Annotated in this window: 1 protein-coding gene; it reads right to left on the bottom strand. The window is 36.4% G+C overall.

Annotated features, from left to right (window positions below):
* The coding region (locus tag CIK96_RS04210) for an IS4 family transposase (RefSeq protein WP_094439839.1) at positions 1-1,080 on the bottom strand (1,080 nt) is incomplete at its 3' end.
* Positions 1,081-1,216: the final 136 nt, after the last annotated feature.

Raw genomic sequence — 1,216 nt, forward strand, 5'->3', positions numbered from 1 at the left:
CAATGAGACAGATAAAATTCTTAACAAATCATACATTTCCATATTCAATTTCATTTTTCGTTCAACAATCGCAACCAAGCAATATGCAATGATTGCACTATACAATTGTATCTTTACAGCATTTTCGGTTGTGCCATAGAATTCCTTGACATGAAGATGTTGCTTCATCCATTTGAAGAACAACTCTACCCTCCAACGATATTTGTAAGCCAATGCAATATCCTCTGCAGAGAGGATGGAGTTATTGGTATAAAACACAAAGGTTCTGTTTCCCTCCTTATCATAAAAGGTGATTCTTCTCATTGGGGAAGAGTATTGCTTTCGTGTTTTATATCCACTAAACTGTATCGTTTGATCAGCCATCACTCCCGTTATAGGGTTGTTATATTGTTTGTCTTCAATCACTGTATATGACATACGACGTTTCTCACGAACAACAAAGAACGCCTTTATCGTATTGATGATGGTGAGTTGCTCCGTGTCCATATATGCTCTATCAAATATGTATAAAGCATCAGGCTCATAAGGTATCTCGTTCATTACCTTGGAATCATGTAAATCCGCATTGGTTATAAGAAAGAATGATGGTATGTCTGTCTTTACATCATATAAGGTATGCATCTTTACACCACCTTTGTCATGATGAAGTTTACTCCACCAAAACACATTTAGGCAAAGTGAGATGGTTGTTGAGTCAAAAGCATAGACATTACCTTCATAGAAGAAGTCTTTGTCAACTAATCCTATGCGTAAGTCTCTTGCGGTCTTGACCATATGATACGCCATGTCTTCAAATATTTTAGCCTCTCTTTGCTCATTAGCTTTGGAAAGATTACTTCTGGTAACAGATGTGCCAAATCCAAGCCTGTTGAACTTAGTCTTATGCGCATTGAGCGTAGCTATCAAGTCTCGAAGACTCTCTCGATGGGTCAACTGAGCGAATATCATCACTAGCAAATGATTCCAACAAGTGAACTTCTTAACATATTTGTTTCCTTGATATTTTTTTACGAACCAATCGAACTGGTTTTTGGGAAGGAAATCACATATTTGACTGAATATATACTTACCTTGATTCATGAGTCTAAACTAACTTACAGATTGTAATTTTCTGCAAAGATAGTCATTTCTAACCCATAGAGTCATTTTTTGCTCGTATTTTGTCGCATATCAACCACTTACAACGATTGTTAATCGTTTTTAGTGGACACTAGTG

It is taken from the genome of Prevotella sp. P4-98, from assembly GCF_002251405.1.
Lineage (GTDB): Bacteria > Bacteroidota > Bacteroidia > Bacteroidales > Bacteroidaceae > Prevotella.